General features: G+C 55.5%; 18 protein-coding genes. 7 read left to right on the top strand and 11 right to left on the bottom strand.

Annotated elements, in window-relative coordinates:
• Positions 1-212: 212 nt before the first annotated feature.
• The 4 genes from AUC61_RS17000 to AUC61_RS17015 form a co-directional block, all read right to left on the bottom strand.
• On the bottom strand, positions 213-1037 hold the full coding sequence (locus tag AUC61_RS17000; protein ID WP_243247357.1) for an HDOD domain-containing protein: 825 nt from the start codon (positions 1035-1037) through the stop codon (positions 213-215).
• Positions 1038-1394: 357 nt separating this feature from the next.
• The gene (locus AUC61_RS17005; protein ID WP_243247358.1) at positions 1395-2348 is read right to left on the bottom strand and encodes a 2-hydroxyacid dehydrogenase; all 954 of its coding nucleotides are present in this window, start codon (positions 2346-2348) and stop codon (positions 1395-1397) included.
• Between the two features lie 154 nt (positions 2349-2502).
• On the bottom strand, positions 2503-3777 hold the full coding sequence (locus tag AUC61_RS17010; protein ID WP_243247359.1) for an MFS transporter: 1275 nt from the start codon (positions 3775-3777) through the stop codon (positions 2503-2505).
• Positions 3778-4187: 410 nt separating this feature from the next.
• Entirely contained in the window at positions 4188-5513 is a 1326-nt protein-coding gene (locus AUC61_RS17015; protein ID WP_243247360.1) for an OprD family porin, read from the bottom strand.
• A gap of 665 nt (positions 5514-6178) precedes the next feature.
• Between AUC61_RS17015 and AUC61_RS17020 the strand changes: the two genes are divergently transcribed.
• Positions 6179-7171: an aldo/keto reductase gene (locus AUC61_RS17020; protein ID WP_243247361.1), complete on the top strand. Its 993-nt coding sequence runs from the start codon at positions 6179-6181 to the stop codon at positions 7169-7171.
• A 28-nt stretch (positions 7172-7199) separates the two neighbouring features.
• On the opposite strand, the gene AUC61_RS17025 is transcribed toward AUC61_RS17020, so the two are convergent.
• Positions 7200-8417, bottom strand: a complete 1218-nt coding sequence (locus AUC61_RS17025) for a multidrug effflux MFS transporter (protein ID WP_243247362.1) — start codon at positions 8415-8417, stop codon at positions 7200-7202.
• 273 nt (positions 8418-8690) lie between these two features.
• Here AUC61_RS17025 and AUC61_RS17030 point away from each other — a divergent pair, with 273 nt between their 5' ends.
• The 3 genes from AUC61_RS17030 to AUC61_RS17040 all read left to right on the top strand — a co-directional run bounded on the left by AUC61_RS17030 (position 8691) and on the right by AUC61_RS17040 (position 13572).
• The gene (locus AUC61_RS17030; protein ID WP_243247363.1) at positions 8691-9305 is read left to right on the top strand and encodes a TetR/AcrR family transcriptional regulator; all 615 of its coding nucleotides are present in this window, start codon (positions 8691-8693) and stop codon (positions 9303-9305) included.
• Between the two features lie 74 nt (positions 9306-9379).
• Positions 9380-10489, top strand: a complete 1110-nt coding sequence (locus tag AUC61_RS17035) for an efflux RND transporter periplasmic adaptor subunit (protein WP_243247364.1) — start codon at positions 9380-9382, stop codon at positions 10487-10489.
• Positions 10486-13572, top strand: a complete 3087-nt coding sequence (locus tag AUC61_RS17040) for an efflux RND transporter permease subunit (RefSeq protein WP_243247365.1) — start codon at positions 10486-10488, stop codon at positions 13570-13572. Before AUC61_RS17035 ends, AUC61_RS17040 begins: the two co-directional genes overlap by 4 nt.
• A gap of 50 nt (positions 13573-13622) precedes the next feature.
• Here AUC61_RS17040 and AUC61_RS17045 read toward each other — a convergent pair whose 3' ends face one another.
• The 4 genes from AUC61_RS17045 to AUC61_RS17060 form a co-directional block, all read right to left on the bottom strand.
• Positions 13623-14042 (bottom strand): GFA family protein, encoded by a 420-nt coding sequence (locus AUC61_RS17045; protein WP_243247366.1) that lies wholly within the window; start codon positions 14040-14042, stop codon positions 13623-13625.
• Between the two features lie 350 nt (positions 14043-14392).
• Complete coding sequence (gene gudD, locus AUC61_RS17050) at positions 14393-15748, bottom strand: glucarate dehydratase (RefSeq protein ID WP_243247367.1); 1356 nt, start codon at positions 15746-15748, stop codon at positions 14393-14395.
• 25 nt (positions 15749-15773) lie between these two features.
• Positions 15774-17144, bottom strand: a complete 1371-nt coding sequence (locus AUC61_RS17055) for an MFS transporter (RefSeq protein WP_243247368.1) — start codon at positions 17142-17144, stop codon at positions 15774-15776.
• Positions 17145-17295: 151 nt separating this feature from the next.
• Positions 17296-18330, bottom strand: a complete 1035-nt coding sequence (locus AUC61_RS17060) for a LacI family DNA-binding transcriptional regulator (RefSeq protein ID WP_243247369.1) — start codon at positions 18328-18330, stop codon at positions 17296-17298.
• 392 nt (positions 18331-18722) lie between these two features.
• Here AUC61_RS17060 and AUC61_RS17065 point away from each other — a divergent pair, with 392 nt between their 5' ends.
• From AUC61_RS17065 to nfsA, 3 genes are all read left to right on the top strand, one after another.
• Complete coding sequence (locus AUC61_RS17065; RefSeq protein ID WP_243247370.1) at positions 18723-19523, top strand: Abi-alpha family protein; 801 nt, start codon at positions 18723-18725, stop codon at positions 19521-19523.
• Between the two features lie 160 nt (positions 19524-19683).
• Positions 19684-20694, top strand: coding sequence for a hypothetical protein (locus tag AUC61_RS17070; protein WP_243247371.1), 1011 nt, complete (start codon positions 19684-19686; stop codon positions 20692-20694).
• Between the two features lie 566 nt (positions 20695-21260).
• Positions 21261-22088: an oxygen-insensitive NADPH nitroreductase gene (nfsA, locus tag AUC61_RS17075; RefSeq protein ID WP_243247372.1), complete on the top strand. Its 828-nt coding sequence runs from the start codon at positions 21261-21263 to the stop codon at positions 22086-22088.
• A gap of 21 nt (positions 22089-22109) precedes the next feature.
• Here the strand turns inward: nfsA and AUC61_RS17080 are convergent, their stop codons facing one another.
• Positions 22110-23501 (bottom strand): heavy metal sensor histidine kinase, encoded by a 1392-nt coding sequence (locus tag AUC61_RS17080; RefSeq protein WP_243247373.1) that lies wholly within the window; start codon positions 23499-23501, stop codon positions 22110-22112.
• Positions 23498-24172 (bottom strand): heavy metal response regulator transcription factor, encoded by a 675-nt coding sequence (locus AUC61_RS17085; protein WP_243247374.1) that lies wholly within the window; start codon positions 24170-24172, stop codon positions 23498-23500. Before AUC61_RS17085 ends, AUC61_RS17080 begins: the two co-directional genes overlap by 4 nt.
• Positions 24173-24413: the final 241 nt, after the last annotated feature.

A 24413-nucleotide genomic window follows, 5' to 3' on the forward strand; every position in this document is an offset into this window, starting at 1 on the left:
GCCGGAGTCGAAGGTACCCCTGCGAAGCATCGGCCGTACGTCAGCGCAAATGGTTACTTTTGTCGAAACAAAAGTGACCCGACCGTCAGGACGGAACCAGACTCAAGGGCACCGGAAGTGATGCTGATTCCCTGCTGTGCTTGCTAATACGTCCAAGAAGTTTGGTGGCATTGAAGCCCTGTTCAGAGTAGGTATCTGGATAGGGTTTCATATCAATTCAACAACTCTGCAAACGCCTTGTCCGCCTCCAGCACGGCTGGCAGTGCGGCGAACAGCGCGTCAAGATTCACACCCTCAGTCAGCGGCCCGGTGACTGCCTGTTGCGCTTCAGGCGTGGCACCGCCATGGGCTTCGAGCGCGTCGGAAATCAGCATCGCCTGGGCCACAATACGGGGCAGGGGAGAGTTGGCTGGCGCCTGAAGCGGTTTCGCCTGATAGGCAATGGCTTGCTGAATGACCACCGGCAACTGCCAGCGACGAGCGAGTTCGGCACCGACTTCGGGATAGCCAAAACCCAGTTGCATTGTTTCATTGGCGGCACGGCCGGGCGTACCGGTCTTGCTCGCGGCATTGATCCGCTCGGCGACTTCGGGTGCACCGGTTTGAATCAGCAGTTCGCCGATGTCATGCATCACGCCACAGGTAAACGCGATTTCTGCATCCTCACCGCTCTGCTTGGCCAGAATCCGGCAAATACCCGCTACCTGAAAACTCTTCAGCCAGAACCCTTTCAGGTCAAAGCTTGGCCCGGCCTTGAACGCTCCCGTCACTGCCGAAGCCAGCACCAGCGTCCGCAGCGTGTTAAACCCCAGACGCATCGCCGCGTCTTCAATGCTTGATGACTCACGTGAACCGCGAAATCTGGAAGAGTTGGCCAGTCGCAGAATTTTCGCCGAAATCACCGGATCCTTTTCGATGTTGCGAGCGATGCTTTCCAGGCTGGAAGAAGGGCTGTCGAACTGCTGGATCAAGTCCTGCGCGACTTTGGGAATGCTGGGCAGACTGGGTAACTTGGTGAACAGCGTTTCAATATCCATGGAAGACTCACCTTTTTTCGACCTGAAACAGAACGATAGGTGATTTTGGCGAGCCTGCACGGCCAACGATCGTTAAATGCGTGAAACAGTAGGCAAATCCGATAGGTACGCGCGCCAATCTGCGGGCGTTTGCCCGCGAAGGGCGACCGGGTAAATCAGGCGTACCGCGTCATCGTTGATCGCGAGCAAGCTCTGCTCCTATCAAACAAGGTGCAATTTCAGCGTTGACCTAAATCCTGTAGGAGCTCATCGAGGTTACGAGGCCAGCGATCGCGGTTTATCTGACACACCGCCATCGCTGGCCTCGTAACCTCGGTGAGCTCCTACAGTCAGTTCTACCGCGTCATCGGAATATGCTTAACCCGACACCGGCGTAACCAGCTTGCCTTCATCGATATAACGACTTAGGTTGGCGAACACCAGGTCGGCCATGGCCTGGCGGGTCTCATAGGTGCCGCTGCCGATATGCGGGGTGAGTACAACCTGATCCATACTGATCAACTCGGCAGGCACGTTGGGTTCGTCCTCGAATACATCCAGTGCTGCACCGGCGATTTCACCCGCTTGTAGCGAGGCGATCAGGGCCTTCTCGTCGACCACCGAACCTCGCGCCACGTTAATCAGGAAAGAATCAGCACCCAGCGCCTTGAGCACCGAGGCACTGATAAGCTTCTCGGTATCGGCACCGCCCGGCACGATCACCACCAGATAATCGCTGACCTTGGCCAATTCGTGGAGGTCGGCGTAATGGGTGTAGGAGACATCCGCATAGGCCTGGCCGCGACGGAAGTACGCGATATTCATGTCGAACGCCGCTGCGCGAGTGGCGATGGTTTTGCCAATTTTCCCCAGCCCGACGATGCCGCAGGTCTTGCCTGCCAGATCACGGCCAAGCGGGAACTTGCCCTCTGGCCACTTGCCTGCACGGACAAAACGTTCAGCTTCGCTGATCTTGCGGCTCACACAGAGCATCAATGCCAGTGCAGTTTCGGCGACAGCTTTGTTCAGAACGTCCGGAGTATTACTGAATTTAATGCCCCGACCCGACAGATAGTCGGTGTCGATTGCGTCGTAACCTACGCCGAAGCTGGTGACCACTTCAAGGTTGGGCAGGCGCTCAAGCACCTGATTGTCGGTGCCATAGACTGCGCTGGTAACGATGGCGCGGATGTTCTTGCCGTGGGTGGAGAGCCAGGATTCCAGATCGGCGATCTCCCAACGGTTGTGCACGGTAAAGTCCCGAGCCAGTGCCTGAGTGAGAGAGGCGTGCATTTGGCCCCAGACCAGTACTTCGGCTTTGCTTTGAGTCATAGTGGATCGCTCGTCATTTTATTTTTGAAAAACATGAAGGCATGCTTAGCGTCATATGTCATCGTACAACTACGCTCTGATCATATACGCATAGTGTCGTCATTCAAGCCCGAATGTTCGAACCGAGGCCTGTCGAAGGGTTCAGATAATCCGTCTAGCCAGCGACTTGCCGCCCTCGTGGGCCGGTTTCCAGAATCAACAAGGCCAGTAAGATAGCGAGCACGATACCGCCCAGCAACCAGGCACCTGCAGCCTGGAATATCGGTAAGGTCAACGCGCCGCCCATGGCCATGCGAGCCAGCAAATAGCCGAACACTGGTGTCAACAGGGCGCTGAAAGTGAACACCAGGAAGTTGATGGCGCCGGTCGCGCTGCCCTTGACGTTGTCGGCGTTGACTTCCTTGATGATTGAGTAAGGAATCATTGCCGCACCGGAGCCGATACCCAGCAGCAAACCGAACAGATAAGGCGGGGCAATCCCGCCAGGCAAATACAGGATCGCCGCGCTGGCGAGCAGCATCAGCGACGCTCCGCCGATCAGTACCGGTTTGCGTCTGCCAATGCGGTCGGAAATATAGCCGAGTAGCGGGCAACCAATCACCCAGCCCAAAGGGATCATGCTGCTGCGGTTCACTGCTTCGCTGTAGCTGACCGCCAGGCCGTCACGTAGAAACGGTACGCCCCAGATCATGTCGCCGATGGTCGTCGGCAGAAACAACAGGCCTGCCGTAAAACCACACAGCCACGACTGGGGATTACTCAAGACCTGCTTGTAGGGCGTCAACACTGAACCCAGCGAATTGCTGCTCCCTTCAGGCCGTGGATCGTGACCTTTGGGCGTCATGCACAGCACCAGAACAGCGATGACAAACAGGCAGCCGGCAGCAATGAACCAGAATTGCTGCCACGGGATAGTCCCATGAATGATCGGTCCCACGGCAAATTGCCCTGCGAAACCGCCCATCATGCCGAAGCATTGAGTGAAGCCGACAGCAGTCGCCAGATAACGGGGCGGGAAGCCATGGGTCGCCAGATACACCGCGCCGATAAAAGCACACGCCGACCCGGCACCTTGCAGCAGACGACCCATTTGCGCGACCTGCAATTCTCCCAGCCCGAACAGAGCAGCACCCAGTGCGACCATCAGGATTCCGGCCGGGATCACGTATTTGGCGCCTAACCGGTCGAGGGCTGCACCGGCAATAATCGAGAAAATCGAGTAGGTGTAGTAATACAGGCCGACCAGTGCACTGACCGCCACGACGTCACGGCCGAACGCTTCGGTCAGTTCCGGCATCATCACGCCCGGAGCCGAGCGCAGCGCGTATTGCACAAAGTAGAAGAGGGCGCAGAACAGCCAGGCGATGACGAATCCCATGTGCAGCGGTTCGGAGCGTAGGGGCAGGCTTGCGGATGACGCAGGAGGCATGAGAGTGGCCTTGTTGGGCGGGCGGTAACCTGCAGCCTAGACGCTTTTTGTGACCCGATAGCTGCGCCGGATCAATGGATGTGTCTCGCGGCGAACATAGGACCTGTAGGAGCTGCCGAAGGCTGCGATCGCGGCGTATCAGGATAAAAGCCTCGCAGCCTTAGGTGCTCCTACAGAAAATGCATTTCAATCCAGTAGCTCGCGATAGCGTCGGTTCAGACGATAAATTCGTCGACCAGGAAAACGGATCGCGAGCAAGGTGGAACGCCACCCCGGTCACTCCTACAGGGCCAGGTTTTCAGTGCTGCAGAAGGTGCTGACAAAAAAAGGCGCTCGTTAGAGCGCCTGAAACACCTTGATTGCAGAGCGGGAGCTTCCAAGGCGGTGTTGCTAAACTTTCACGTTCTTTTTCACAGAACGCTCAACGGGTACTCGACAATCACCCTGACCTCATCGAGGTCCGACTCAAATGCCGTCGCACGGGTGGTGGCCTGTCGCACGCGCAGTGACAGGTCCTTCAGGTTGCCGGTCTGGACGATATATTTCGCTTCTATATCCCGCTCCCAGCGCTTCTGATCGGTCAGTGGGTTGCCATCAGAATCGCGGCGCATATAGGTGCTGTTCGCATTGGAATAGTCGGCATCGGTACCCTTGCCATAACGCGTCATGAACGACAGACCTGGCACCCCGAATGTGGTCATGTCGAGGTTGTAGGTGACCATCCACGAGCGTTCTTTGGGTGAGTTGAAATCGCTGTACTGAATGGAGTTCGCCAGGTAGATCGAGTCAGACTGTCTGAGGTAATCGAAATCGTCGTCGCCTTCATTTCGCTGGTGAGAGAGAGCCAGCGTATGTGCACCGTACTGGAGACCGATTTTTGCACTCCAGATGTCGTTGTCGAATTCACCCAGAAGTTTTTTGCCTTCGTCGGTGGCGTTGTAGTGGTTCAGGCTACCGGTCAGCGCCAACTCATCAGAGAGGGGCAGGGTGTAAGAGGTGGAAGCGTACTTCTGATCCCAGGCGTCTTTCAGCCGGCTGGTGTACAGGCTGAGACTCAGCCGATCGGTGGCTTGGTAATCTCCACCAAAGTAGGCGACCCACGGAGCGTTTACTGAGCCTGCATAAAACGTGGCGAAGTTATCGTGCATGCTGCTGGAGGCTGGCTGACTCATTGAGTGAAGGCGACCACCCTGAAGGGTTAAACCGCTGATACTTGTGTTGGTCGCCGTTACGCCGCGAAAGCTTTCAGGCAGGAGTCGCGAGTCGCCAAACGAAACCACCGGGGTTGATGGAAAAACATCTCCGGCCTGGACGATGGTATCGAATGCTCTGGCTTTCAGTGCGCCGCCGACTTTGCTGTAGTCGTCCACGGCCTTGCCGTCACCATCGACCGGAAGAACATCGAACGAACTGCGTCCACCGTTTCGGCCATCCCCGGTATCAAGTTTGATGCCCAGCATTGCAAAAGCATCGACACCAATGCCAAAGGTGCCCTGGGTAAAACCCGATTCGAATTTGCCGATCACGCCTTGTGCCCAGGCCTCGGAATAGCCATTCCCGGTAGGGCTAGACTCGCCTTTGCGATGATCACGGTTCATGTAAAAGCTGCGATTCAGCACGGTCAGCGTACTGCCTTCGATGAAACCTTCTTTTTGCTCCTCGGCGAAGGCAGCAAGCGGTGTAACACTGGCTGTGGCCGATAAAACGGCCAATGTTATTTTCTTGATGTTAGTCATGTTCGCTCCGTTAAAATCGGCAGATTTTTATGTGTCGACCTGGCTTTTTATATACATCCGAGCGCTGCCAGTGGGGCGTAATCTTGACGAATTAAAGGTAACGGCGAGATGGTTGAAAGATTACAAATATGAAATAAAGCGCTGATTTTAGGCGGGGGGCGACGTTAACGTTCAGTACCGTAAGATCCCTTACGCGTCCTTCTGGATTTTGTCAGGAATTGATGACGTCAGAAAACGACGTCGTAGTCGATGCCTACGTTATAAGGTGTCGAAGTCTTAGACATATAAACTTACAAAAACCCAACAATGTTTTAATCAATCATTGCGCTTACCTTTTTGTAAGTACTTCAAAACGACGGGGCGATGAGTAGTATCTATTCAGATGCCGAACAGCTGGTCTGCATTTATAAGGTTTCATTTACAGGCCAGGGACCAAGGCAGCCGCACTATTTATTTCGGGGATGTCCATCATGCAGCGTCGGGAATTTATACAGCTTGCGGGTAGCGCTGTTGCGCTGGCTGCACTCCCAGGTATAGCGTCGGCCGATCAAGCCAAACCTGCATCCGGAGTGGCTCAATCTTCCCCAATGGATCGGGGGTATGTATTACCGACTCGAGGGCCACTACAGAGTTCTGCGTTGCCGGTAAATGCAGGGGCCGAGGGAATGCGTTATCGCACGCCTTTTCGCTTTGGCATGGGCGGTACACAAATAGGCAATATATTTGCGCCCATCAGTGATGATCAGGCTCAGGCAGTGCTGAAACAGGCATGGGACGCGGGGGTAAGGTATTTCGACACTTCGCCTTTTTATGGCTATGGACTCAGCGAACATAGACTGGGCCAGTTCTTGAGGGGTAAACCCCGTCATGAATACCTCGTGTCTACGAAGGTCGGGCGTGTGTTCAAGCCAAGCCCCGCTACTAAAGTAGACGACTCCTTATGGACGGAACCTCTGCCATTTCGCTATGAATATGATTACACCGCTGCGGGTACACGTCGCTCAATAGAAGACAGCTTGCAACGATTGGGTTTGGCAAAAATAGACATCGTCTATATTCATGACTTGGGGCCGGATAACACTGAACTGCCAGGCGCCTGGCAAAAGAACTATGAAATAGCGACCCGAGGCGCGATGGCAGAACTGACCAAAATGAGGGAGGAGGGTCTTATTGGTGCCTGGGGATTTGGTATCAATGCGCCTGATGCAGCAATACTGTCCGCGCAATCCAGTGTTCCAACTCCAGACATCATATTGTTAGCCTGTCAGTACTCAATTATTGATCACGCCTTCGCGATTGAAAAAACCTTTCCCGCTCTGGCTCGCAAAGGAATATCGGTCGTAGTAGGGACACCGCTGAATGATGGTTTTCTCGGCGGCCGCAATCGTTATAACTTCAGCACCAAACTGCCCGATGGGGTCCTCGAAAAACGAGCCAGGCTAACGACCGTGTGCGACAGGTTCGGCATCGATATACGCACCGCGGCTTTGCAATTTGCGGCCGCACCGAAAATAGTGTCGGCCATCATTCCAGGTGCGCGTGTTCCTGGCCAGGTCAAAGCTAACGCTGAATCGATGAGCGTCAAAATTCCTCAAGAGTTCTGGGAGACCCTTCGCCGGGAAAAACTGATTCTTCCCGGCGCTGAATCTCCTGCTTGAATCTGGGCCGCTGCGACCGGGGCAGGCGTCACGGCCTGCTTCTTTGAAACAGGATCAGTGCAATCAGGCATGCCGTGATCTGAATGCCACCCAGTGTCGTCACCGGCGTGTAGGGCAACACGGAAGCCAGCCAGGTGGTGATTGCCGCTGCACCCATGGAAACGAAGCCAAACAGAGCCGACGCCAGTCCCGCCTCTTTGCCAAACGGCCCCATGGCGAGCGCTGTTCCGAGCGGGTTGGCCAGGCCCATTCCCCACAGGAAGGTAACCATCGAAAGTGCGTACCAGCTGAGGCTCGGATGGGCAGGGCCTGCGAGCAGAAGACCGCCGCCAGTCAAGGCACAGATGATACCTGCCGACGCTACGTTTCGAGGACCATAGCGGTGTGCGAGGCGCGGTGCGGCCATGCCCGCTGCGAATACGACAAAGACGGTAGACGCGAAGTACAGTCCGGTCTGCAATGACGTCAGACCGATCCCTTTCATCAAAATAGCGGGGGCCGCAGCAAATGAGGCAAACAATCCGCTCATCAAGAGGCTCATCGAAAGTGCCGGCAAGATGAACCGCTTATCCAGCGCTAATCTCCGATAGTCACGTAAGACGCTTCTGGCTGAATGCGCTACCCGGTGCTCGACGGGATGCGTTTCTCCCAAACCCCTGGCATAAAAGAAAGCAAGTGCAGTGGCGGCGAGGCCAACAAGGATAAAAATTGCACGCCACCCGAGCGTATCGGACAGCACGCTACCCGCCAATGGTGAGAAACCCGGGGCTGCGGCGGTGGCGATCATCGTCAGAGACAAGGCGCGGGCAAGAGCCTCGCCCTGGAACAGATCCCTTGCGATTGCGCGTGACAGCACAGAGGCTGCGCACACGCCCAAGGCCTGAATAACGCGTCCTGCTATCAGTATATCTAGCGTATTGGCGAGACCGCTGATGACGGTACCCAGTACGAAGATGAAGAGTCCGCCCAGTACAAGTTTTTTTCGCCCGTAACGGTCGGCAAGTGGCCCCACTACCAACTGGCCGAGTGCGAATGTGATGAAGAAGCTGGAAAGCGTCAGGCCGAGATCGCGTTCGGTGACGCCTAGCTCTTGGGCGATCGCCGGAAATGCCGGGAGAATGATATTGGTGGAGAGCATGCTGATAGCCGCCAGGCCTGCCAGCAATGCCACAAGTCTGCCGGTCAGCGGTTGGCTGGAGTGTGCCGCTTGCATTTCGGTAACTGACGACGCGTGCCTGGTTTCCATAGTGGATCTCGAGAACCTGATGTGAGTAACGGGTTGTTGAACCTCCCAGGCAGAATTCCCGCTTGGGTATTCGAGTCCCGCAGCGTTGCAATGCCTGGGCTGCTGGACGATGTTAATCTGGGCCTGCTGTGCACCCTGAAACAGCCCGGTACTTCTGAGCGTGCGTAGCAACCAAGCAGCCGTATTTAAATTTCTTGAGCTGGTCAACTCCGTGACCATATTACGATCTGGTCACATGTTGTCAATGAGCGCTCACAGAGCTAAGCTGGAAATATGACTAATTCAATCAAGACCCCGCCGCCCCGCGGGCCATCTGATCACAGCGTTCGTGATCAGGTCGTGGAAGCGGCTATGCAACATTTCGGACACTACGGATACGAGAAAACCACCGTCTCTGACCTCGCCAAAGCGATCGGTTTTTCCAAGGCCTATATCTACAAATTCTTTGATTCGAAGCAGGCCATAGGTGAGGTGATCTGTTCCAATCGCCTCGCGATGATCATGGGCATTGTGGATGCCGCGATCAAGGATGCGCCCACAGCTTCAGAGAAGCTGCGACGCCTGTTCCGCTCACTGGTTGAGGCCGGTAGTGACCTGTTTTTCCATGACCGCAAACTGTATGACATCGCCTCTGTTGCGGCACGCGATCAGTGGCCTTCAGCTGCCGCGCACGACGAACGCTTGCGTGTGCTGATTCAGCAGATTGTGCTGGAGGGGCGAGAGTCGGGAGAGTTTGAGCGCAAGACCCCGCTGGACGAGGCGGTTCAAGCCATTCATCTGGTGATGCGTCCTTACATCAGTCCCGTGCAATTGCAGTACAACCTGGACATCGTGACGACGGCCCCTGTGCTTCTGTCCGCGCTGATACTGCGAAGTCTTGCACCCTGAATTGTGACCATTGACTAAATTGGTCACTAAACAGAGAATTGGATTCCTGCTCACTTACCGAAGTAAGGGATCCCATGTTCCGTCCCAGCCCCGCAATCCTTATCGTCTGCTTGCTGCCTTTTCTTTTGGCGGCATGCGGCGAGTCCTCGAACGTACGCGACCCGCGCAACCAACCTCCGCTGGTAAGGGCCGCGACCGTAACCAGCGCTGTTGATCCATCGCGCTCATTTACGGGGGTGGTGGTCGCTCGAGTTCAGAGCGATTTAGGCTTTCGGGTATCCGGGAAAGTCTTGGAGCGCCTGGTTGATACGGGCCAGACCGTCAAGCGCGGTCAGCCCCTTATGCGCCTGGACCCTGTGGATCTTGATCTCCAGTTTCGGGCTCAACAGCAAGCTGTCGCGGCCGCCGAAGCACGCGCACGGCAGACGGCCGCTGACGAAGCCCGTAATCGAAATCTGATCGCGTCTGGCGCAATCTCTGCATCGTCCTATGACCGGATCAAGTCCTTGGCCGACACTGCCAAGGCAGAACTGAGTGCAGCACAAGCCCAGGCCAACGTTGCTCGCAACGCAGCAGGCTATGCGGTGTTGCTGGCCGATGCCGATGGAGTTGTCGTCGAGACCCTGGCCGAACCGGGTCAGGTCGTCAGCGCAGGGCAGGCGGTCGTTCGGCTGGCAAAAACGGGTCAGCGGGAGGCGGTCGTGTATCTCCCCGAAACCTTGCGTCCGGCTTTGGGGAGTCAAGGCCAGGCAAAGTTGTACGGTAATGACACAAACGTCATCCCCGCGAAGTTGCGACTTCTTTCTGACGCTGCAGATCCACTCACTCGTACTTTCGAAGCTCGGTATGTGCTTGAAGGCGCGCACGCCAATGCTCCGCTGGGTGCTACGGTAACCCTCAGCATCGCTGATGAAGGGGCGGCCGGGCCAACGCTTGCGGTTCCTGTTGCGGCTATCCATGACTCAGGCAAAGGGCCGGGTGTCTGGGTCATCTCAGGCGTACCCGCTACGGTGTCATGGCGCGCCATTCAGTTACTTGGTGTAAGTGACGAGTCGGCGCGAGTCAGCGGTGGTATCAAGCCCGGAGAGCAGGTCGTGGCGCTGGGTGCGCACTTGCTTCACGACGGGCAAGAGGTGCTGATGTTGCAATCAGGCACGAATGCCTTTGCCGGGGCAAAGCAATGAGTAACGGGCGTTTCAACCTCTCGGCACTCGCCGTTCGCGAGCGGTCCATCACGCTGTTCCTGATTTTTCTGATAGGAGTGGCGGGCACTCTTTCGTTTTTCAAGCTCGGACGTGCAGAAGATCCGCCGTTTACCGTTAAGCAGATGACGATTATTTCTGCCTGGCCAGGCGCTACCGCGCAGGAGATGCAGGATCAGGTCGCAGAGCCGCTCGAAAAGCGCATGCAGGAGCTTAAATGGTATGACCGCAGCGAGACCTACACCCGTCCAGGTTTGGCGTTCACCATGGTTTCACTCCTGGATAAAACGCCGCCTTCCCAAGTGCAGGAAGAGTTTTATCAAGCCCGTAAAAAACTGAGTGATGCGGCAAGAAACTTACCGGCCGGTGTTATCGGTCCGATGGTCAATGATGAGTTCTCGGACGTGACGTTCGCGCTCTTTGCCCTGAAGGCAAAAGGTGAGCCCCAGCGGTTACTCGTCCGCGACGCCGAATCGTTGCGTCAGCGTCTGTTGCACGTACCTGGCGTCAAGAAGATCAACATCATTGGCGAGCAGGCGGAGCGCATTTTTGTATCGTTCTCCCATGAGCGGCTGGCGACACTGGGCATCTCGCCTCAGGACATTTTTTCGGCACTCAACAGCCAGAACGTTTTGACGCCTGCCGGTTCGATTGAAACCAATGGCCCACAGGTGTTTTTGCGTCTGGACGGAGCGTTCGACACGCTGGAGAAAATTCGTAATACGCCCATCGTCGTTCAGGCTAAAACCCTGAAGCTTGCAGATGTTGCGAACGTTGTGCGTGGGTACGAAGACCCGGCGACGTTCATGGTTCGTAATCAGGGCGAACCGGCTCTCTTGCTGGGGATTGTGATGCGTGAGGGCTGGAATGGTCTGGACCTCGGGAAAGCGTTGGATGCCGAGACGCTGAAAATCAATGCAAGTATGCCGCTGGGTATGACGCTTTCGAAGGTCACCGACCAGTCGGTCAATATCAGTTCGGCCGTTGACGAGTTCATGGTCAAGTTCTTCGTCGCGCTGCTGGTCGTGATGCTGGTCTGCTTCCTCAGCATGGGCTGGCGGGTGGGTGTAGTGGTTGCGGCGGCTGTGCCGCTCACCCTGGCCATTGTATTTGTGGTGATGGAGGCCTCGGGCAAGAACTTTGACCGTATAACCCTTGGCTCACTGATCCTGGCACTGGGGCTACTGGTGGACGACGCCATTATTGCCATCGAAATGATGGTGGTAAAAATGGAAGAGGGCTATGACCGCATCAAGGCGTCAGCGTATGCCTGGAGCCACACGGCGGCGCCAATGCTGGCAGGTACACTGGTGACCGCTGTCGGCTTCATGCCTAACGGTTTTGCTCAGTCAACGGCGGGTGAATACACCAGCAATATGTTCTGGATCGTGGGCATTGCGCTGATCGCTTCGTGGGTCGTCGCAGTGGTTTTTACGCCCTATCTGGGCGTGAAGATGTTGCCTGAAATCACGCCGGTCGAAGGCGGCCATGCCGCTATCTACGATACTGCTCACTACAATCGCTTCAGACGAATTCTAACCCGTGTCATCGCCCGCAAATGGTGGGTGGCTGGCGCGGTCATCATTGCATTTGCCGTGGCGATCTTCGGCATGGGGCTGGTTAAAAAACAATTCTTCCCGACCTCGGACCGTCCAGAGGTGTTGATCGAAGTGCAGATGCCCTATGGCACCTCTATCGAGCAAACCAGCGCTACCACGGCGAAAATCGAAACATGGCTACAAAAGCAGGACGCCGCGAAGATCGTCACGTCTTACATCGGGCAGGGTTCGCCGCGTTTTTACCTGGCAATGGCACCAGAGCTGCCTGATCCATCGTTCGCCAAGATCGTGGTGTTGACCGACAGTCAGGATGCCCGCGAGTCTCTCAAACACACTATTCGCGAAGCGGTTGCCCAGGGCCTGGCGCCTGAGGCGCGCGTGCGGGTGACGCAACTGGTATTCGGCCCTTACTCACCTTTTCCCGTTGCGTACCGGGTCATGGGGCCAAATCCCGACACGCTGCGCGCGATCGCTGGGCAAGTAGAGAACGTCTTGATGGCAAGCCCGATGATGAGGACCGTCAACAGTGATTGGGGACCACGCACGCCAACCCTGCATTTTTCTCTGGATCAGAATCGGTTGCAGGCAGTCGGGCTAACGTCCAGCGCAGTTGCCCAGCAATTGCAGTTTCTGCTCTCGGGTGTCCCCATTACGTCTGTGCGCGAAGACATCCGCTCGGTCGAAGTGATGGGGCGGGCAGCAGGCAATATCCGCCTGGACCCGGCGAAGATCGAGGGTTTCACGCTCGTGGGTTCGGCAGGACAGCGCGTTCCCCTGTCCCAGATTGGTGAAGTGGGCGTTCGGATGGAAGACCCCATTTTGCGCCGCCGTGACCGTGTGCCGACCATCACGGTACGGGGGGATATCGCCGAGAATCTGCAGCCGCCGGACGTGTCCGCCGGAATCATGAAAGACCTGCAGCCCATCATCGCCAGCCTTCCTGATGGGTACCGTATCGAGCAGGCCGGTTCTATTGAGGAGTCAGCGAAGGCGACAGTGGCGCTGGCCCCCCTGTTTCCGATCATGATTGCGATCACGTTACTGATCATCATCCTGCAGGTGCGATCGATGTCGGCGATGGTAATGGTATTTCTGACCGCGCCACTTGGGCTGATTGGCGTGGTGCCGACTTTGCTCTTGTTCGGCCAGCCGTTCGGGATCAATGCGCTTGTGGGGCTGATCGCGCTATCCGGCATCCTGATGCGCAATACATTGATCCTGATCGGGCAAATCGACCAGAACGAAAAAGAAGGGCTTGATCCTTTCCATGCGGTGGTTGAAGCAACCGTCCAGCGAGCACGCCCGGTATTGCTAACGGCGCTCGCGGCGATCCTTGCCTTTATCCCGCTGACTCATTCGGTGTTCTGGGGCACTCTGGCTTACACCCTGATTGGCGGCACCCTGGGGGGCACCGTCATGACACTGGTCTTTCTACCTGCGATGTACTCCATCTGGTTCAAGATCCGTCCAGAAGGGGAGCCGCAAGCACAACGGCTTGCGCCGTGAAGTCAGGCAAGGCCAGCGGCCCGGGTCATCTAGCTGATGACTCGGCGCATTCAGCCCGGTGCGTTGGTCGGTGGTTCACGGTCGGCAGGATGATTGACGCCGTCGCTGGTTTTCACCGGCCCCAGGTCGTAAGGATTCACACCTTCGAGGCAACCAATGTTGTAGCCGTATTGATCCGGAGATGAGCGTCTCTGGTGATGGGTGTAGATACCGCAGTTGCCGCAGAAATAATGCTGTGCCGTCCGGGTGTTGAACTGATAAAGCTTGAGCTGGCTCTGGCCTTGAATGACCTTGATACCGTCCAGCGCAACCGTGGCAACGATGGCACCTTTACGGCGGCACATCGAACAATCACAACGCCTGGGGTCGACAATGCCATTCGGTAAATCCAGCTCCAGCACAACCGCGCCGCAATGACAGGCTGCGCGGTGTTTGGGTTTGATTTCAGTCGGGCCAACTTTCTTGATCACGGTCTGTTCCTCCCAAAGTAATCCGAAAGGATAGCCCGTTTGCTTGTATGCGAGAGATTCGCGGTGGCCGTAGGAGTGGCCGCACCGTCTTCGACTCCGCGCTGTCGCGCAGCAAACGCGGGATCTGTAGGAGCGCACGAGCACCGCGAGGCCGCGATGGCGGTGTATCGGACAGGACGCCATCGCTGCCTCGCGGTGCTCGTGAGCTCTAACAGAAACCATTCCAAATCAGATGGTTGTAGTTCGTTTGATAAGAGTGGCTTTAGCCGCAAGCGTCGTATCGGGTGAACATTCTTTTGCGGGGGGGAACTGACGCTCTCACGGCTAAAGCCGGTCCCAAAGTCTGTATCTCAGCGCACCAGACAAGGCCGTTTGTTATCAAACTCCCAGCCCGAAACCAGATATTGCATCGCGACCGCATCGTTTCGTGCGCCGAGGCCCATGCCTTTGTACACCTCGTTTGCCTGAGCCAGAGCGTCCCAGTCCAGATCGATTCCTAGCCCCGGACGCTTCGGTACCGCGACAAGTCCTCCGTTGATGGTCAGCGGTTCTTTGGTCAGACGCTGACCGTCCTGCCAGATCCAGTGCGTATCGATGGCGGTGACTTTGCCTGGCGCGGCGGCTGCCACGTGGGTAAACATCGCCAGGGAAATATCGAAATGATTGTTGGAATGTGAGCCCCAGGTGAGCCCCCAGTCGTTGCACAACTGGGCGACACGCACTGAACCTTGCATTGTCCAGAAGTGCGGGTCGGCAAGCGGAATATCCACGGATTGAAGTTGAATGGCATGACCCATCTGGCGCCAGTCGGTGGCAATCATGTTGGTGGCGGTGCGCAGCCCGGTCGCGCGACGAAACTCGGCCATGACCTCACGCCCCGAGTAGCCATTTTCCGCGCCGCACGGGTCTTCGGCATACGCTAGGACGTCATGTTGATCGCGGCATAAGGCGATGGCTTCTTTCAGCGACCAGGCGCCGTTCGGATCAAGGGTAATGCGTGCCTCGGGGAAGCGCTCCGAGAGCGCCGTTACCGCTTCGATTTCTTCAGCGCCGCGAAGCACGCCACCCTTGAGTTTGAAGTCTTTGAAACCGTAGCGCTCGTAGGCGGCTTCGGCCAGACCGACAACTTTCTCCGGTGTCAGGGCCTCTTCGTTACGCACCCTGAACCAAGCACTTTCGCTGTCCGGCTCGGTGCGGTAGGGCAGGTCAGTACGGGTCTGGTCGCCCACGTAAAACAGGTAGCCCAGCATCTCAACTGCGTCACGCTGTTGACCCTCGCCCAACAATGCCGCTACTGGCACTTCAAGGTGTTGGCCAAGCAGATCGAGCAGTGCGCATTCCACGGCAGTGACTGCGTGAATCGTGATGCGCAGGTCGAAGGTTTGCAGACCCCGACCACCGGAGTCACGATCCGCGAAGCTGCTACGAACCTGATTCAGCAGGCTCTGATAGTTGCCGATCGACTGGCCGATCAGCAAAGCGCGAGCGTCTTCCAGCGTCTGCCGGATACCTTCGCCGCCTGGCACCTCACCCACCCCGATACGCCCGGCGTTGTCCTTTAGAATTAGCACATTACGGGTGAAGTAGGGGCTGTGGGCTCCGCTCAGATTGAGCAGCATGCTGTCGTGACCGGCAACCGGAACAACTTGAAGTTCCGTGATGACGGGGGCGCCACGGGTGGTTGAGCTTGAGGTTAATGCGTTCATTATTCGAATTCCTTATTCGCGAGGCTCAGTGGCTGGTCTTGGCGATAACAGCCGGTGAGGTTTGTGGCGGTTCCGGCTGAGCGGGCAAGCCTTTGAGTTCGATTCGCTTGATGTCACCGACGATGAACAGGTAACTGATCGCGGCGATAAACGCGTTAACACCGACGAACACCAAGGCCATTTTGAAAGAGCCGGTAGCCGCAATGATGTAGCCGATGATGATCGGTGTGGAGATCGAGGAGAGGTTGCCAAAGGTGTTGAAAATCCCACCTGACAAACCCGCAATCTGCTTGGGTGAAACATCAGACATGACTGCCCAGCCCAGCGCGCCGATACCCTTGCCGAAGAAGGCCAGCGCCATGAACGACACCACCATCCAGTCAGCGTCCACGTAGTTGCAGATGATCATCGACATGGACAGAAACATGCCCAGGACGATCGGGGTTTTACGCGCGACGCTCAGTGAGTTGCCACGACGCAACAGCATGTCGGAGAACACACCGCCCAATACGCCACCGAGGAAACCGCAAATGGCCGGCAGTGAGGCGATGAACCCGGCTTTGAGGATGGTCATGCCGCGTTCTTGAACGAGATAAACCGGAAACCAGGTGAGGAAAAAGTACGTCAGCGCGTTAATGCAGAACTGGCCAAGGTAGATGCCGACCATCATCCGGTTACAGAGCAACTGGCGGATATAGTCCCACTTCGGACCGCTGTCTTTCTTCGTGCGCTTGTCGTCGAGATCAACCAGGCCGCCGTTCTCGGCGATGTAGCGGACTTCTGCTTCGTTTGCCAGCGGGTGATCCTTGGGGCTGTAAATCACCTTCATCCAGACAATCGAAAATACGATGCCCAGCGCGCCCATCACGATGAATACGTGTTCCCAGCCGAAGCTGTAAACGATCCAGCCCATCAGCGGTGCGAACAGCGCGGTCGCGAAGTACTGCGCGGAATTGAACACTGCCGATGCGGTGCCGCGCTCTTTCGTAGGAAACCACGAGGCTACGATGCGGGCGTTACCGGGGAAGGATGGGGCTTCGGCGAGGCCGACCGTAAAGCGCAGGAGGAACAACAGAACCACCGCAGTCGAAATCCCGAACTCGCCTATGTAGCCCTGCAACAGAGTGAAGAATGACCAAGTGAAAATACTGCCGGCGTAGACTTTTTTTGAGCCAAACCGGTCCAGCAGCCAGCCACCGGGGATTTGCCCGAGCACATAAGCCCAGCCAAAGGCGGAGAAGATGTAACCCAGCGTGATGGCATCAATGCCTAGAGCTTTCTGGATACTGGAACCAGCGATGGAGATGGTCGCGCGGTCGGCGAAATTGATCGTTGTCACCAGAAACAGCATGAGCAGGATCAAATACCGGGCGCGGGTTTTCTTTTGTTCTTGCATGTCTGACGCTCCCACGAATTATTTTTATGCGGGTAGATAGGTAATCGTCGGCAGTCAACACGTCTGTTGTCGTATAACGATAACGTTATCATTTCGCAGATAACGTTATCATTCAAGCGCTGTTTGGAAGATTTTCGTTAAAAATGGAAATTCAGGTGCTGGCGCGTTCGATGAGGGTGAAGCCGCTGTCGATACGTGTCTGAGCGTTTTCGCCAGAAAAACGCCGTAGCAGAGCTTCTGCGACCTCACTGCCCATGATTGAGGAGTTCACGCTGATCGTCGAAAGGGCGGGATGTGCAAAGCGACTGTTGGTCGTGTCGCCGAAACCCAGAACTGCAATGTCTTCCGGTACACGAAGCCCTGAGGCAGCAGCCTGTGCCAGAACACCCATCGCAACGGTGTCGGAACTGCAGAAGACCAGCTCGGGGCGATCTTGACGAAGCAGTAACCGCTTCAGGCCTTCACGTCCGACTTCCCAGGTGGCGGGCAGGGGAAGAATTTCGACGGGGACATCTTCTATCTGATGGCTTTTCAGTTGCTCGATCAGGCTGTTGCAACGACGAATGCCACGAGGATCATCCACCGTGATCACTGAAAATCGCCGATAACCTTTGGCGACAAAATGGTCTGCAACGGTTTTGCCGACGTCTTCATGTGAGAAACCAACCTGCATGTCCAGGCATGTTTCGCTCAGGTCCCATGCCTCGACAACCGGGATTCCCGCCGACGCCAGACGCTGTCGGCTGCCCGCAGTATGAAGTGTTCCGGTCAACACAATGCCGTCAGGTCTGCGGCCCAGAATAGCTTCCAGCAAAGCTTCTTCTTTCTCGGGTGAGTAGCCTGTCGGGCCCAGGAGCGACTGATAACCTGCATCGGTCAGACGGTCCATCATCGCCTGTACGGCCGTGGCAAAAATCGAATGGGAGATGGTCGGAAGAAGAATCGCAACCAGCTTGCTTTTGCTGGTTGCCAGGCTGCCGGCCAGCAGGTTCGGGACGTAGCCCATCGTCCTGACGAATTCGAGCACATGGGCGCGAGTCGCGTCGCTGACCAACTCAGGCCGGTTAATGGCGCGCGAGACGGTGATGGGCGATACGCCTGCAGCTTTCGCGACATCGATCACGGTGACCGGCATATCCGCCGCGTCTGCCGGGTCCACAAGCTCCCTTCTTGATTTCCTTGCCACTGTTTTCCCGCGTGCTTTTGGAGGGTGGGGGCACCCGGTGTTTAAACCCGTGCTGAAAATTGGTATTCCCCAGAGGTGGGCAGTGTACGAAACGGGGGGGGATCCAGCAAATACGCACTTTAGCTGGGGAGGTGGGCTTGAGCATGTGCTTGTTCTGAGGGTAGGGGTATAATTGCGTTGACTTGACCAGTCATTTGCGTTGGATTTGATTAGCAGACTGCGTGTTCTTTAGCGGCAGAAATTTGCCAAGAGCAGACGCTCAGAAGTGATCACCTTCCGAAAGGAGGATAATCTGGAGCTAGCGCAACGATGCTCGATCAACTACCTTCGCACTGCGAATAGCGGCAATGAATTTTCAATTATGTATGATCCTCATCGATCAAGAGAAAGTTATGACTGAAAACAATAAAAGCCTGGATATACTCGGCGCCAAACCTCTTTCCGAATCTGTCAAGACTATGACAGAAGGCACTGTGCAAGGAGTTTCGGCTTTACTAAGTCGGATATGCCTGCCTGCTGCCGAGGAGTTTGGATTATTATTGAAAGATAAAGTCGGCAACTGGCGATCTAACAATGCCGCAAAAATGGCTGCCAAAGCTAACCAAATTTTGGAGGGAATACCCTTCCAAGAAACGCTTTCCGCTCATCCCAAAATAGCATTTAAAGCTGTAGAGGATTCGTCTTGGACAGATGACGATGTAGTGCTATCGCTTTGGGCTGGGCTATTAGTTTCTTCCTGCACCAAATCGGGAAAAGACGAAAGCAATTTGATTTTCCTCAATCTTCTTTCGCAGTTAACGTCTAGCCAGGTGAGGGTGCTTAAATATGCCTGCGAAAACGCTAAAGTCTTCATAGCGCCAAGTGGTTGGATAATGGCTGGAGATCTCAGGGTAGAGGCGATGGAGATTGTAAGGATTACCAATGTCACGGATATGCACCAACTTGATAGGGAGCTTGATCATCTGCGGCAACTTGGAGTCATTGAAAATGGATTTGACGTTAATAGCACCAAGGCAGATATCACACCCACTTCACTTGGCCTGCAATTGTACGTACGCAGCCAAGGGTACGTAGGATCGCCAATTGCTTTTTTTGAGATGTCCGGCCCAGTTGAAGTCAAGGACCCATCTGAAGTTAAAGGGAGGATCTATCAGGGGATTTTCTCTGAAGAATTTGATCTTCCTGAGGAGTAATCAGTTTTTAATTTGTTGAAATAATATGGATGCTTAGGCTGAATGAGAAGTGTGTCGGCTAGGATTTCACGGGACGCAGATTTTAGATAGATATCATTTAACATTGATTACGATAAGCCTGCCCCATTAGATATCGCGTTCCTCTAGCGTAGTGAGATCAGTGAACAATATGTCAAAAGGATTGATAGTTACGCTCGACGAAATTCCGTTTTTTGACCTGTCTCATGCAGGTGGGAAATTTTGCCGTACGCTTACTTTTTTTGTAGGCGGCGAGTGGCGCATATGGTTTTCCCTAGGTGATGGGCGATATATTGAGAGCCATGGTTGGCCCGCAGAGGGATGTTATTTTGGAGAGTTCGCCGAGCGTGAGTCAGATATCTATCTTCATTTTGTAGACTTTATAGCACAGAAGGCAAGCTATATAGAAGTAAGTAAGGCATTTGCTGGTTTGTATGACGATTTCTGTAATCTTTCGGCAAGCTTGGCTAAGATATCACACATACATAAAACAAAAGATGTGCTAGGTCATGGTGACGCACGTATGGTGGTGACCGAAGTTGAATATTTTTTCTCCATTTGCCGAAGTATGATTGATTTGCTTCAGGAGGTTGCTTGCGAGCTTTGGGGTAAATTAACTTTGTGTGTAGATTATTTGGCTGCCAAGAAACCTTTGCGTGGGTCTTTTCGTGAAATGGTTATGTATCAAGGCCGTTTAACTAGCAAGGAAGAACTTCAAGCTAGATTCGGGCTGCCTGAGCCTTGGGCAGATTTTTACATTAGACATGCGGGTTTCTTTCTTCAGATCAGAAGGTTTCGTGACAATATTGTTCATAACGGCTCACAGGTTCAAACTATTTTTTCGGGTGAAGACGGGTACCTCGTCAACTTAAATTTTAAGCCTTTCGGTGATATGGAGGTTTGGAGAGAGGCCGATAAAGTGACAAACGATCTGGTTCCTCTAATGCCGGCGCTTGGGATGGTTGCGTTTAAAACCCTCTTAGTTTGTGAAGATTTTTCGGCCATGATGGAGAGCACCTTTCAGTTTTCCGAGCCGATAGTTCCGGGGATGAGGTTGTATTCGCGCGGGTATTTTGATGAGCATTTTGCCGCGGTGCTGGGAGACGCTCGACAACGATATATAGAGTTCTATGAAGATGGGATCGATGGGTGAGCTAGTTTTGTAGATGTCCTGCTAAGTAGGATCGCTTTGGGATGTCCGCCTAGGGCAAATGTGCGACGAACCATCTGAGCCGCAGTTGGCTGAATGGGCGTTATTCGTGCCTGGCTGGCTCAGTGCCCGGTATGGTGTGCACAGATCCGCATCGAGCAGGGCGCCCGCCGCCAGCGCGATACATGCCGCAGAATGCTTGCGGGTGACGCTATCCACCACGGCCTTTGAAGGACTAATGCGGGCGTCAGGGAGCGTCCCCATCGCAAAGGGCCCTTCGTACCCTGGAAAACTCAGGTCGCGAATCCATACTTTTGGCCGACTGCTGCCAGTCAGTGAGACGCAGAGCGCTAGCCAAGTCCAATGCAACCGCTTGCTAAGGTCCAGTGCAAATGCCTGGTCAAATGAAACGCAATACCCCAACCAAGCTCACGCTATAGCAATCACTCGCCGTTGCCATCCGCGGGTATCGTCTAACCGCGCTTTTCCTCGCGTGCTAATTTATCTCCAGATTAAAAGCCCCTCGTTCATCAAAGGCTCTGCCCGGTTGCAGCCTATTGGGAGATTTCATGACACACGCCAAACAAAACGGCCTGGCTCTGCGCTACGGCGAAGCAGATACAAACACAAAAATCCCCGAAAACTGGAACCCGATTCTCGATCAATTGGTAAGTCATCGCAGCGTCCGCGCTTTCAACAACAAGCCACTGCCAGAAGGAACGCTTGAGGCGCTGATCGCTGCCGCGCAGTCGGCGGCGAGTTCATCAAATCTGCAGGTATGGAGCGTGATCGCCGTTCAGGACCCGTCGCGCAAAGCGCGCCTCGCGGAATTTGCCGGTAATCAGGCCTACATTCGCCAGGCGCCGCTGTTCCTGGTCTGGCTGGCCGATCTCTCCAGAGTGTCCCGAGTGGCGGAACGCGCTGGCGTCGAGCTCCAGGCGCTGCCTTATATCGAGAGTCTGTTGCTGGGCACTATCGATGCTTCGTTAGCCGCCCAGAACGCGGTGGTTGCACTGGAGTCGATGGGGCTGGGCAGTGTTTACATCGGTGCAATACGCAATGACATCAAAAGTGTCGCGCAGGAGTTGGAGCTGCCACCTCAGGTGTACCCGGTGTTTGGTATGTGTGTGGGTTATCCCGACGCTGAACGTCCGGCACAGGTAAAGCCGCGCTTGCCCCAGGCGGCGGTCTTGCACCACGAGCGCTACAGCGCGAAGTCTGAACAGTCCTCGGTAGAGCAATATGATCAGCGCCTCGGCGCGTTTTATCAGCAGGAGGGTATGAAGGCTGCGGGCTGGTCGGAGCAAGTCGTGAATCGCTTGCGCAGTATTTCCAGCCTGCATGGGCGTGAAGAATTGGTCAGGGCGTTGCAGCAGTTGGGTTTCGGCCTGCGCTAGCAGGCTCGGCTTGCTGATGACTTACTTCGCTCGCGGAAAAACCAGTCTGAACGTCGTCACCCGTTCCAGCTCGCTTTCGACCGTTACCTGACCTTGATGAACACTCATGATCGAGCGAACAATCGCCAGCCCCAGACCGGTGCCGCCCTGTTGCCGCGAGCGGCTGGCGTGTACCCGGTAGAAACGGTCAAACAGCCGGGGCAGGTGCTCGGCTTCGATGCCTTCGCCGGTATTGCTCACTGCAAGGGTGACCTCGCTGGCGTGGCTGTTGAGGGTAACGTTCACTGTGCTGCCGGGTGTGCCGTGGCGGATGGCGTTGGAGACTAAATTGGAGATCGCCCGCTGGATCATCAGTCGTTCTCCCAGCGTTGTGGCGCTGCCTTGAACCACCAGCGACATCTCTTTTTCTTCTGCCGACAGGGCAAACAGTTCTGCGACCTTGCTGGCTTCCTCCGCCAGATCGACTGCAGTGAAGGCCAATAGCGTTGAGGGTTGGCTCACGCTGGCCAGAAACAGCATCTGGGAGACCATACGGGATAAACGCTCAAGCTCTTCAGTGCAGGACTCCAGCGCCTGTTTGTATTCCTCGGGTGGCCGTTCTCTGGACAACGTGACTTGCGCCTTGCCCATCAGGTTGTTCATGGGTGAGCGCAGTTCATGGGCCAGATCATCCGAAAACTGCGCCAGTTGCTGAATGTCTTCAGCCAGCCGGTTGAGCATGATATTGACGGCGTGGGCCAGGTCGCGGAGTTCGTCAGGCAGCCCGGCGGCTTTCATGCGGTGTGATAAATCCCGGGCCGATACCTTGTGCGCAACCTTGCGAAATGCGCGCAGCGGTCTCAACCCGCGATGCACGATCCACCACGCGCAACCGCCTACCAGCAGCAGAATGAGTGGCAAGGCAATAAGCGTGGATTTCACATAGGCGCCGAGCAGCAAGGCATCGTTTTCTCTGTCGAGCGCGAGCAATACCAGCACCTTCTGGCCGCCTTTGAGGCGCACCTGTTTGCTGGCAACCAATATCTCGTGACCTGCCGAGGATTCAACCCGCTGGAACTCATCCCGGGCGTCTTCGGTGAAGGGCTCTGGCAGCACCATTTGTTCGTCTTCGCCCAGGCTCAGCAAGCGTTTTCTCGGGGTGCCCGAATCGAGGATCGTCAGGGTGAAGTCGTCGTGCCCGACAATCTGATCGCGCAAGTGATGAGGTGCCAGTACTACGTCTGCGGGAGTGCTGAAGCCCTCCGACAGGCTATGGTCGATTTGCTCCAGCTTTTCCTGGAGGCCGTTTCTGGCGCGTAAATCCAGCTGATGGGAGATGGAGGCGTAAGCGAATGTCGCCATGACCAATACCAACACTGCACACATCACCGTCACGGCCAGACCCAGCCGGGTCGACAACCGCGTGGGTTTCATTCGCGTACTTCCAGTACATACCCCACACCACGCAGGGTATGGATCAGCTTTTGCTCAAAGGGCTCGTCGACTTTTGCCCGCAAACGGCGTATCGAGACTTCGACGACGTTGGTGTCGCAGTCGAAATTCATGTCCCATACCAGAGAGATGATCTGCGTGCGTGACATGACTTCGCCGCTGTGACGCATCAGCAGGTGGAGCAGGGCGAACTCCTTGGTGGTCAGGTCGATACGCTGCGTGCCGCGAAAAGCCCGGTGTCGTCCCTGATCCAGCTCAAGGTCGCCGACTCGTAGCACCTCCGGCAAGCCAGGTTGCTCGGTGCGGCGCATGAGGGTGCGAACTCTGGCCAGCAGTTCGGGAAACTCAAACGGCTTTACCAGGTAGTCATCAGCGCCCATTTCCAGGCCCCGGACCTTTTCTTCAAGACGACCTCGGGCGGTGACCATCATGACCCGTGTATTGCTGTTTCTGCGCAGACGGGTCAACACCTCCCAACCGTCCATTTCCGGCAGGTTCACATCCAGAATAATCAGGTCGTAGGTTTGATGCTGGGCCAGATAAAGCCCGTCAAGCCCCGTGGCGGCCAGGTCAACGACATAGCCACTCTCGGTCAGGCCCTGATGCATGTACTCGGCAGTTTTCGGCTCGTCCTCTACAACAAGGATTCGCATAGGGTTTTCCTGTGATTTATAGGGGGTGATATCCGTTTCGACAGACGCGTTCTTGGGCGCAACCTTGTCGGAGTATTCCGGATCCGGCGGATTCTGGAGTCTGTAGCCGCTTCAGGGTCAAGCACGCCGTCGCGCAGTGTAATCAAGATGCACTGCCATTTTTCTTAAATGTCAGGATTGTCATTTTTCAGCAATCCTGTTGCTAACTCCCTTTGCATAAAGTCCCCGCATCTAACTTGAT

The sequence above is a fragment of the Pseudomonas maioricensis genome, assembly GCF_022790535.1.
Classification (GTDB): domain Bacteria; phylum Pseudomonadota; class Gammaproteobacteria; order Pseudomonadales; family Pseudomonadaceae; genus Aquipseudomonas; species Aquipseudomonas maioricensis.

Bases quoted from the DNA above. Each gene is read 5' to 3' on its own strand.
- AUC61_RS17000 (WP_243247357.1), bottom strand. From the start codon at position 1,037: ATGGATATTGAAACGCTGTTCACCAAGTTACCCAGTCTGCCCAGCATT.
- AUC61_RS17005 (WP_243247358.1), bottom strand. From the start codon at position 2,348: ATGACTCAAAGCAAAGCCGAAGTACTGGTCTGGGGCCAAATGCACGCC.
- AUC61_RS17010 (WP_243247359.1), bottom strand. From the start codon at position 3,777: ATGCCTCCTGCGTCATCCGCAAGCCTGCCCCTACGCTCCGAACCGCTG.
- AUC61_RS17015 (WP_243247360.1), bottom strand. From the start codon at position 5,513: ATGACTAACATCAAGAAAATAACATTGGCCGTTTTATCGGCCACAGCC.
- AUC61_RS17020 (WP_243247361.1), top strand. From the start codon at position 6,179: ATGCGTTATCGCACGCCTTTTCGCTTTGGCATGGGCGGTACACAAATA.
- AUC61_RS17025 (WP_243247362.1), bottom strand. From the start codon at position 8,417: ATGGAAACCAGGCACGCGTCGTCAGTTACCGAAATGCAAGCGGCACAC.
- AUC61_RS17030 (WP_243247363.1), top strand. From the start codon at position 8,691: ATGACTAATTCAATCAAGACCCCGCCGCCCCGCGGGCCATCTGATCAC.
- AUC61_RS17035 (WP_243247364.1), top strand. From the start codon at position 9,380: ATGTTCCGTCCCAGCCCCGCAATCCTTATCGTCTGCTTGCTGCCTTTT.
- AUC61_RS17040 (WP_243247365.1), top strand. From the start codon at position 10,486: ATGAGTAACGGGCGTTTCAACCTCTCGGCACTCGCCGTTCGCGAGCGG.
- gudD (WP_243247367.1), bottom strand. From the start codon at position 15,748: ATGAACGCATTAACCTCAAGCTCAACCACCCGTGGCGCCCCCGTCATC.
- AUC61_RS17055 (WP_243247368.1), bottom strand. From the start codon at position 17,144: ATGCAAGAACAAAAGAAAACCCGCGCCCGGTATTTGATCCTGCTCATG.
- AUC61_RS17065 (WP_243247370.1), top strand. From the start codon at position 18,723: ATGACTGAAAACAATAAAAGCCTGGATATACTCGGCGCCAAACCTCTT.
- nfsA (WP_243247372.1), top strand. From the start codon at position 21,261: ATGACACACGCCAAACAAAACGGCCTGGCTCTGCGCTACGGCGAAGCA.
- AUC61_RS17080 (WP_243247373.1), bottom strand. From the start codon at position 23,501: ATGAAACCCACGCGGTTGTCGACCCGGCTGGGTCTGGCCGTGACGGTG.
- AUC61_RS17085 (WP_243247374.1), bottom strand. From the start codon at position 24,172: ATGCGAATCCTTGTTGTAGAGGACGAGCCGAAAACTGCCGAGTACATG.